The organism is Aquiflexum balticum DSM 16537, assembly GCF_900176595.1.
GTDB lineage: Bacteria > Bacteroidota > Bacteroidia > Cytophagales > Cyclobacteriaceae > Aquiflexum > Aquiflexum balticum.
On record NZ_LT838813.1, the window covers coordinates 5,812,336 to 5,822,663 of the forward strand.

Below are 10,328 nucleotides of genomic sequence, written 5' to 3' on the forward strand. Positions count from 1 at the left end.
TGCGTGTTTTTGATAATCTTGAAAAAGTACAATGGCGAGGTTTTGACACCTCGCCAAAGTTTACGATGTTTGAAGTTACCACACCAAAAACATCATGGCCAAAAATACAAATCTTGCGGGTCAACCGGTAATTTGTCAGCTACTTTCTTTTCTTCCCCGTCAAATTGTTGACTTCTGTGTGTCTGAGCACCTGAGTGACAGGTATTATAAGACCATGACCACATGGAAGCAACTTGTCTTTATGCTCTATGGTGTCGTCACCAAATGTCATTCACTTAACAGTCTTTGTAAAAACCTTCTATTCCTCGAAGACCGGCTAACATATCTTGGTATAGATAAACTTCCTGCGGTCAGTACGCTCAGTGATGCCAATATCAACCGGAACAGTACAGTGTTTGAATCGATTTATCAGCAACTTCTGGAACATTATAAAGAAGAGTTGAGCCCCGTTGAATGTAGCTTTCTGGCCGGGCAAGTGGATACAGGAAAAGTTATAATCGTTGGTTCTTCAACAATTTCGCTGTTCGTGGATGTATTCAAAGGTGCCGGACGCAATCCGATGACAGGCAAAAAGAAAGGAGGGCTTAAAATACATGCCAAAATGCCGTTGGGCGGTTTCGTGCCCGCCCTGATACATATTACAGAAGCGGCATGCAACGATAAATCTTTTCTCGGACAGCTTGAAGCTGAAAAAGGAGCAATTTATGTCTTTGACAAAGGGTATGTCAATTATCAAAAATGGAAAGAATGGACCGAAAAAGGAGCCTATTTTGTAACCCGGCTCAATGACAATGCAGATTACCTGGTTCTGGAAGGACAGCCAAACCACATCAGTGAATATGCTGATGGAGGGGTAGTTTCCGATCAGATAATCATGCTCAACCCAACAAAAGACCCTTTAAAGGCAAGATTGATCATTTACAAAGACCCGGTCAGCGGTAAGGTACTGGAGTTTGTATCCAATATGTTTGACTACAGTGACAGTACAGTCATTCTGCTTTACAAATACAGATGGAACATTGAGATTCTGTTCAAACAGCTGAAACAAAACTTTGAACTGGGATATTTTTACTCGGACAGCATGGAGGGAATCAAAACGCAGGTGTGGATAGCTCTGATAGCCAATTTGTTGTTTTCGGTAATTCACAGGCAGTGCAGAGAAGCTGAACAGTTTGTAACCATCGTAAACATGGCAGCAATAAACATGTGCTCCTACATTTCGCTGATAAAGCTTGTCAGATCAGGTAGATTATCCAGTCTGGACAGGGATCTGAAAATAGTACAATTTGAATTGTTCAGTTTAAATAAGGGGGGTCTTTTTCAAAATTCAAAAAATTCCCCTTAATTAGAGTGTCAGAAGGATTCTTTCCACGTTTTAGAATTTAGTCGGATGACAGTAATTGAAAATATAGTTTTTCGTTTCTTTGCCAGTAACCTGGATTCTTACTTCTTACTTGACCCTAGTCAGAAGTCTGATTCGCCGTTCATTTTTGTCTCTGCATAAGAATTATTTTGAATTACTATTTTTCCGCCTTTTTCGTGTGACTATAAAAAAATCAATAGGCTCAAATATTTGTGTTGAAAACAATTGAAAAGTAACTATGTTTTTTTTTAAAAATATACTATTTGAAAAACAACTTTTCGTTATTATTGCTACAATACCTTATTTTTAACCGTTCAACTTAAAATAATTAAAATATTGTATATAAATGAAGGCACTTATTATCTTTATATTTGTCCTAAGCTATTCAAATTTTAACTTTACTCCAAATGAGGGCCTTTTTTCTCAGGAAAAAAAACTTGCCTTTCCTGGTGCAGAGGGATTTGGAAAATATGCAACAGGTGGACGCGGCGGAATGATCTATATAGTTTCAAACCTTAACGATAGTGGCCTTGGGAGTTTAAGGTGGGCATTAGAATCCAAAGGCCCAAGAACCGTAATCTTTGAAGTGTCTGGTAACATAGAACTCAAAAGCAGACTGCAGATAAGAAACGGGGACTTGACTATTGCCGGGCAAACTGCTCCCGGGGATGGTATAACTTTAAAAAATTACCCTTTAAGAGTCTTAAATACAAATAATGTTATTATCCGATTTTTAAGGTCAAGACTTGGTGACCTTTATGTTGATGATCCAATAAGTTCCACCCTAAATGTGGATGCTTTTGAGATTTTCAACAGTTCCAATGTAATTATAGACCACTGTTCTTTTTCCTGGGGTACAGATGAAGTAGCTTCAATTGCCACTGGATTAGATATTACCATTCAAAATTCAATTATATCTGAAGCCCTTGGAAACTATAATCCACTTGGGTCTCTTAATTATGGGGATAGACTCTCATACTACCAAAATCTTTATATCCATAATTTAATCAGAAATCCTTCAATCTCCTCTCTTTCAGGGAGCGGGCTTCATGATATCCGAAACATTGTTGTTTACAATTATGGTTTCCGGGCTATAGATAATGCACCAAATTGTAAAGTAAATGTTTACAACTCCTATTTTAAACCAGGCCCAGCCACTTTAGCGCATAAAGAGGCTTCTTCAATATCTAAAAAATTCCTGAACCCAACTATGTTGGACGGTAATTCTGAAACATATGGAAAATTCTACTTGGAAGGTAATTTTATGCCTACTGTTGATTTGTTAAAAGACCAATGGTTGGGAGTAAGGCTTGAAAATGGTACGAATCAAAAGTTATATCTGGAAAACTGTAAAAATACCGATGGAAATGGAATTCTTGTCCCATTTGAAATACCTATTGGACTTTACAGCAAGAATCTCAAAGCACAAGAGGCCTATGAAGAAGTATTGGCAAATGTAGGTGCAAGTTTAGTTAGAGATAATGTAGACAAAAGATTAATTAATGAATTAAAGACAGGGACAATAACTTTTAAAGGATCTAATTCTGGTTTATTGGGTATTATCGACAGCCAAAAAGATGTAGGCGGATGGCCTCAACTGAAATCCTTTCCTGCACCAAAGGATACAGATAAAGATGGCATGCCCGATGAATGGGAAATTGCCAAGGGACTAAATCCGGAACGTAGGGATGACCGATTCTATGATTTAGATCCGGTCTATACCAATTTGGAAGTATATTTAAACAGTTTGGTGGAGCATATTATTAAGTAGCCTGTCGGAAAGGAAGGTCTTAAGAGGTAAGGCAGAAGTTATTTTTATGGTACCAATGACATATAGGTAAAAATTCAATTATTTATTGGTTTTACAATAATTAAATTTAAACCAATCATATAAATAAAATGAACTATTGTCATTCCCTTTCTGTAAATGCCAATTTTCTCCACTACCAATGACGTATTTTTGTATACTCATGTAATGTATTGGTTATGAGATATTTCCATCACTGCCGTTTTCTCATCGAGTTCAATGGCAAGCTTTTGGAAATACTTCCCCTTTTGGGCCAATAAACGGTTTTTGTATTCCTCTACACCTTTTTCCACAAAATCCTGACCTTTCACTATGAGCCGCCAGTATTGCTCGGCCAATTTTCTTGCTACTGCCTTTACCGCGATTCTTGATCCTTTTCTTGCCCTGATCCTCCGTCCAAATTCTCCCAATGCAATACGCTTACTTGTAAGCAGTGATTGGGCTATAGTACGGAAAATTTGACCTGCCCTTGGTTTCCCCTTCGATTTACTCCTTCGTGTCTTGCCGGAATGGTTTTGTCCCGGCGATAATCCAAGCCAACTTGTAAAGTGTTTCTCACTTTTCCAATTGCTCAAATCCTCTCCGGTTTCTGTTTACAACTGAAACCATGTGTATGAAGTGACGCCGGACAATTGGGTGGCATCTTTACCATTGAACAATAACCTGAGATGATCCTCCAGTCCATCGACGGTGGGTTTATGATGTCTTACGGGTTTGGATTTTCTTTTGGGCTTTTCTTGGGGAAGATCCTTATGCCGGTTCAAAACCTCCTCTATCTTTTTATCACATGCAAGGATTTGTCCCTGGTAAAACTGATGCGCCTCATAAGCCTGCAATAAACTGAACAGACCTGTCTCGGTGTAGTATACTTCCAGAGCCTTGAGAATATCTTCTGATTTGTTCTTGACCAAACTGGAATGGCAATAGGACAACAAGGCATGTGGGTTGCGCTCACCGGCCAATATGGCTTCAATGACAGACAGGCCACTCTTGCCATGTACCTGGCTCAGCACTTCCGGCAGGCGGAGGTTCATTTCGATCAGGGCTTTCTGCATGTGGTTCACATGCATGGCAGCACTTCTGATGTGGTCCTCCCGCAGACGCTGATAGTTCCTTAGATTTTTGACCAGCCCCTCGGCCACAAAGCAGCGGTTGAGCAAACCGTAACTGTGCAGTTGGTTTATCCATTGACAGTCTTTGACATCGGTCTTTCTTCCCGGCACCTGCCTTGTCTGCCTGCCATAAACCATACATCCAGGCCGGCAGCTTGCAGCACATCAAAAAGAATTATCCAATAACTCCCCGTAGCTTCCATGGCCTCAGTCCTGATTCCGTGGGAGAGTAAATATGACACTGCATCTTTAAAATCATGGGTGAAGGTACCGAATACAGCTACCTGTTCCCCTTCGATGCCGATATAAATATTGCGTGAACCGATATCCATACCAGCCGAATGATGATGAATCTTTTCCATACATATAAAATATAAATTGGTAAGAATAAACCCTGTGCCCGTGGGATAACAGTCTAAAAGGCTACCATGCGGACAAGCAAAATCGCAGTACCATACTTCTGTCTATCACTCACGGTACCATACTCGGAAACAGGCAAGTGCACTATACTCCAATCGGCCAAACTGCACAGAATTTCCGCAAATTTAATACGTCATTTCCTTTTCTGTAAATGCCAATTTTTACTACTCGGAATGACGGTGAGAGGAGGTTTATGCCACTATCTTCACTCTATTCTTAAAATTTGATGAAAACTACTAATTAAGGTTACTTTTCATTTATACAAATTTGCTTGAACTGTCTTGAATTATGGTTTGCACCACAAATTTTTGGAAAAAGAAAAAACAATCCCCAAAATTGAATCTGATTAAAAAAATCATCACCCCAATCTGAAAGCTTAATCACCCCAATCAAGCCTTCAGCGAAATTAAAAAAAGCTGACTTTTTCAAAGTCAGCAGGATAAACGAATCCCCTATTCAAAAATATGGGACAAAATGCCTGTACCTATGAGAAAAATATTGTTGATTTTAATCTGGTTAATCAGCTTTTTACCGGTCACATTATCCTTTGGACAAAATCAATCCATACCTTCCTTTCCAGGGGCAGAGGGATTTGGAAAATATGCAACTGGTGGAAGAGGAGGAATGGTCTATATCGTTACCAGCCTGAACGACAGCGGTCTTGGAAGTTTAAGATGGGCTTTGGAGGCCAAAGGACCTAGGATTGTTGTCTTTGAAGTTTCAGGCACCATTGAACTCAAAAGCAAGCTTAATATAAGTAACGGTGATTTGACTATTGCTGGGCAAACTGCTCCAGGGGATGGCATAACTTTAAAAAATTACCCTTTAAGGATTTTAAATACAAACAATGTTATTATCCGGTTTATCAGGTCAAGACTTGGAGACCTTTATGTTGACCATCCGACTTTTCCAACAAATAAAGAGGATGCTTTTGAGATAGTAAGAAGTTCCAATGCAATAATCGACCACTGTTCCTTTTCTTGGGGTACAGATGAAGTAGCTTCAATTGCCACCGGATTGGATATAACCATTCAAAATTCCATTATTTCAGAAGCTCTTGGAAACCATAACCCTCTTGGTTCACTAAATTATGGCGATAGACTCTCATATTACCAAAATCTTTATGTACATAATTTAATCAGGAATCCTTCAATATCCTCTCTTACTGGGAGCGGGCTTCATGATATCAGAAATATTGTGGTTTACAATTATGGGTTTCGAGCTATAGATAATGGACCAAATTGTAAAGTCAATGTTTACAACTCCTATTTTAAACCAGGCCCGGCCACTTTAGCGCATGAAGAGGCTTCTTCAATATCAAAAAAATTCCTGAACCCAACTATGTTGGACGGTAATTCTGAAACATATGGAAAATTCTACTTGGAAGGTAATTTTATGCCTACTGTTGATTTGTTAAAAGACCAATGGTTGGGAGTAAGACTTGAAAATGGTACGAATCAAAAGTTATATCTGGAAAACTGTAAAAATAAAGATGAAAATGGGAATCTAGTTCCTTTTGAAATACCTATTGGACTTTACAGCAAGAATCTCAATGCACAAGAGGCCTATGAAGAAGTATTGGCAAATGTAGGTGCAAGTTTAGTTAGAGATAATGTAGACAAAAGATTAATTAATGAATTAAAGACGGGGACAACCACTTTTCAAGGATCTAATTCTGGCTTACTAGGCATAATAGACAGCCAAAATGACGTAGGAGGTTGGCCGGAATTAAAATCTCTAACAGCTCCAAAAGACACAGACAGAGATGGTATACCCGATAATTGGGAAATTGAAAATGGTTTGGACCCAAACAAGGCCGATGATAGTCTATATTCATTGAATCAGGATTACACCAATATTGAGGTATATATCAATAGTATGGTGTCGCATATCAGCGAACCAAATTCCACTATTAAAACTTCAGGGATTGCCGTAGATCCCGAGGAATTATCTTTGGAAATTGGGAAAAACTATCAAATGAAGGCGGATCTATCTCCTTCAAATGCAACTGATAAAACCGTTTTTTGGACTATTTCCAATTCTCAAATTGCCACAGTAAATTCTAGTGGATTGGTTACAGCAGTCAATTCTGGTACTGCAACCATCACAGCAAAAACACAGGATGGAGGTTTTACAGACAGTTCCACCATAACTGTTATTGGTTCAGAGAATTCTATGATAGTAAAAAGTTTTACTTTGATAGATGCCTCTAATAATAATGAAATTCTTGAAATATCTGATGGTATGAAAATTGATTCAGAATTGATTCAGAATTTAAACCTGAATATGCGGGCTAATACAAGCCCCACTATAGTTGGGAGTTTATTCATGTCTATCACAGGTCCAATTACCCATTCAACTACAGAAAATGTAGCTCCTTATGCACTTTTTGGGGATAGTAATGGGAATTATTCAGGCAGGCCTTTTTCTACAGGTGATTATACTTTAACGGCTACACCTTATCAAGAAGCCAACAAAGGCGGGATGGAAGGTGAAACAATTTCAATTAAATTTTCCATAATTGAAGTTGAAGAAAAAACTGTTCCAGATCAACCTGTCCTTGTTACGCCAATTGACAAAACATTGAATTTATCAAATACTATTGATTTTCAATGGAATATAATTGAAGATGCAGTAACTTACCATATACAACTTTCTGAGAAATCTGATTTTACAACATTCTTTTTAGATCAAGATAATTTGGCCTCCAATCAAATCCAAATCAGTGATTTAAAATCCGGAATCCAGTATTATTGGAGAGTAAGGGCTTCAAACGAAGTCGGATATAGCAATTGGTCAACAATATGGTCTTTTACAACTAAAGCAACTATAAAAGCTCCTACGGCTCCGGTCCTTCTAGGACCTGAAAACTTAAGCAGCGGTTTGACTGGCACCATCTCGCTAAAATGGACCAAACCTGAAAATGCAGAGGTATATAGGGTCCAAATTGCAAAAGATGAAGCGTTCACCAGAAAGCAGTTTGACTTATACAATATTCCCACCGAAACCTTTGATATAAATAACCTGGAAGCAGGAACGACCTTTTACTGGAGAGTCAATGCCTCTAATGAGGGGGGAAGCAGCGATTTCTCTGAAACCTGGAAATTTGAAACTTTGAAGGGTCCTACGGCTCCAAATTTAGTGAGTCCTGCTGATGGTCAACCTAATATGGATACCTCTGTTAGGTTGGAATGGGAAACCGTTATTGGTGCTGATTCCTATAGACTCCATGTATCCGATACCAGAGATTTTTCTGTAAGGATAATTGACCAAGCCAATATCAGCGAAAACCTCTTCAGTCTGCAAAATCTGGAAGAGGGAAAAATCTATTATTGGAGGGTACGGTCAAGCAATAAAGCAGGGAACAGTATTTATTCGAATATTTGGAGTTTTACCACCAAAATATCCTTGATAGCTCCAACTACTCCTGAATTGGTAAGTCCTATTCAATCTGCCACTGTGAATGCAACAAATGTGGCTTTTGAATGGAAAGCGGTGAATACCGCTGAAAAATACCAGATTCAGGTGTCTAAGTTTTCCAATTTCAGTCAGGAAATTGTGGTCAATAACAATGGGGTGACCGGTAATAAGATCAATATAGCAACGCTTGAACCAGATCAGGTTTATTTCTGGAGGGTGAGGGCAATCAATGCTTCAGGTTCCAGTCCTTATTCCGCTGTATGGCTTGTCAAAACAGAACCTCTTCCTCCTTTGGCCTCTCCCCTATTGGTCAGTCCTGCGAATAGGATAATGGTTGACACTACTTCGATAGCTTTTGTTTGGGAAATGGTACCAGAAGCGGATAATTATCAATTGGAAGTATCCAAGGATAGTACTTTCCAAGAAGGATTAATGCAATACAAAGAATTATCCTACACCAATTATATTTTGGACAGTCTTGAAAGCGGCGAAAAATATTTTTGGCGGGTGCAGGCAAATGGAAAAAGACCTTCCAGTCAATCTGAAACCTGGAGTTTTACCATTGAAGAAGATCTATCTGTTCTCTTGGCCAGATCTTCACCTGTAAAAATAAAGGCTTACCCCAATCCATTTGAGGATATTTTACATCTCGAATTTTCAAGAACTATAGAAGGAGAGGTTATTATCAGTATTATGGATAGTAATGGCATTACAGTCTTTGAGGAAGCTGTGAACGATATCAAAGAAAGTATCACCCTGGAAATCCCTACCGATTGGCCCAAAGGAGTGTATGTCATAAGGGTTCAGGGATTTGGAATATTTGAGAGTAAGAAAATAATTAAGAATTGAAAGGTTTGATTGAAAATGAAAAGTGTGGGATGACCGATGACCGATGTCGGATGTTTGGTGTGGCGTGTATAGAAGCCTTCTTGGCCATCCTTCTGGGAGACTTCTGGAAATAGAGAGTATTGTAGTATCAAAAAATCATTTATATATCCAGAATAGAGTTTACGTTCCACATTTCGGTAAAGAGGTTTTGAGTTCCAAACAGACTCTGCGACCGAAATTGCCTGAATAGCTGCTATCATGACCCCGGGCTGCGGTGCATAGAAGTTGGCAGAAGCCTAAAGATATTTCGAAGCACCTTGCCCGGGGCTAATAATATTCAGCCCACTTCAGGGCTGTTAGTAAAAATCTCTTTAATTGAACACCAACCCTCATTTCTTAGGGTAGTGTGCGGGAAGACAAGAGCCTGTCTCGTCCCGAGCTATCGGGATCGGGGCAAAAAAGTAAGAGAGAAAAAGAAAGAAAAATGAAAAGAATGTCTCTCACTGAAAAGAACATCATTAACTCCTCTACCGAATTGAGTTTGCGTTCCACATTTCGGTTAAGCGACTTTGAGTTCCAAACAAACTCTATGACCGAAATTGCTTTAATCGTCGCTATCAAAACCCCGGGTTGCGGTGCACCTAGGATCACCGAAACCGAAAAAGGCACGAAGCACCTTACCCGGGGCTACCGATATTTTGCCCCCAGAGGGGATGCCAAAGAAAATTCTTAATTTGAACTCCAACATTATTTCTGTAGGATAGTGGGAAGGAAGACAATAGCCTGTCCCGAAGAATTTCGGGGGGCCGGGCCGGCTGGGCCTTGTGGGCGGATAAGCCTGTCCCGCAGAATTGCGGGAGATTCCATTGTCTTGTCCCGATAGCTATCGGGATTGTTACTTTTTTGGTCAAAGCCTGTCCCGACTTATCGGGGCAAAAAAGTAAGAGAATTGGTGCAGAAAAGATGAAATTGACATCACTCACTAAAAATCATGAAAAATAATACTCTTCTAAATAGACTTGTATTCCACATTTCGGTTAAGCGACTTTGAGTTCCAAACAAACTCTATGACCGAAATTGCTTTAATCGTCGCTATCAAAACCCCGGGTTGCGGTGCACCTAGGATCACCGAAACCGAAAAAGGCACGAAGCACCTTACCCGGGGCTACCGATATCAAGCCCCGACGGGGCTGTTGCTGAAAACCTTATCTTATAATACCAACCTCAATTAGGAAGGGTAGTGGGAAGGAAGACAATAGCCTGTCCCGAAGAATTTCGGGAGACCGCGCCAGCGCAGGCCTTGTGGGGAGAAGGATTCCATTGTCTAGTCCAGATAGCTACCTTAGACTTCTTCCTCCATCGGGATTCAGACCTGTTT

The 10,328-nt window shown here is 39.6% G+C and carries 7 protein-coding genes; 4 read left to right on the top strand and 3 right to left on the bottom strand.

What is annotated here, in order from left to right; translation table 11 throughout:
• Positions 1-94: 94 nt before the first annotated feature.
• Both B9A52_RS24650 and B9A52_RS24655 read left to right on the top strand, forming a co-directional pair.
• A complete protein-coding gene (locus B9A52_RS24650; protein WP_084123216.1) occupies positions 95-1,345 on the top strand; it encodes an IS4 family transposase in 1,251 nt (416 codons plus the stop codon).
• A gap of 364 nt (positions 1,346-1,709) precedes the next feature.
• On the top strand, positions 1,710-3,134 hold the full coding sequence (locus tag B9A52_RS24655; RefSeq protein ID WP_084123217.1) for a pectate lyase family protein: 1,425 nt from the start codon (positions 1,710-1,712) through the stop codon (positions 3,132-3,134).
• Between the two features lie 197 nt (positions 3,135-3,331).
• Here the strand turns inward: B9A52_RS24655 and B9A52_RS24660 are convergent, their stop codons facing one another.
• From B9A52_RS24660 to B9A52_RS24670, 3 genes are read right to left on the bottom strand one after another with little or no spacing between them, the layout of a single operon-like run.
• Positions 3,332-3,745 carry a transposase gene (locus B9A52_RS24660; RefSeq protein WP_084123218.1) on the bottom strand — a complete coding sequence of 138 codons (414 nt, stop codon included), beginning with the start codon at positions 3,743-3,745 and terminating at the stop codon, positions 3,332-3,334.
• Positions 3,746-3,763: 18 nt separating this feature from the next.
• Positions 3,764-4,393: a hypothetical protein gene (locus B9A52_RS24665; RefSeq protein WP_172805284.1), complete on the bottom strand. Its 630-nt coding sequence runs from the start codon at positions 4,391-4,393 to the stop codon at positions 3,764-3,766.
• On the bottom strand, positions 4,351-4,644 hold the full coding sequence (locus B9A52_RS24670) for a hypothetical protein (protein WP_084123220.1): 294 nt from the start codon (positions 4,642-4,644) through the stop codon (positions 4,351-4,353). The genes B9A52_RS24665 and B9A52_RS24670 overlap by 43 nt, the downstream gene beginning before the upstream one ends.
• 544 nt (positions 4,645-5,188) lie before the next feature.
• Between B9A52_RS24670 and B9A52_RS24680 the strand changes: the two genes are divergently transcribed.
• Complete coding sequence (locus tag B9A52_RS24680) at positions 5,189-8,971, top strand: fibronectin type III domain-containing protein (protein WP_157370291.1); 3,783 nt, start codon at positions 5,189-5,191, stop codon at positions 8,969-8,971.
• Positions 8,972-9,434: 463 nt separating this feature from the next.
• Positions 9,435-9,683, top strand: a complete 249-nt coding sequence (locus B9A52_RS25790; RefSeq protein ID WP_157370292.1) for a hypothetical protein — start codon at positions 9,435-9,437, stop codon at positions 9,681-9,683.
• Positions 9,684-10,328: the final 645 nt, after the last annotated feature.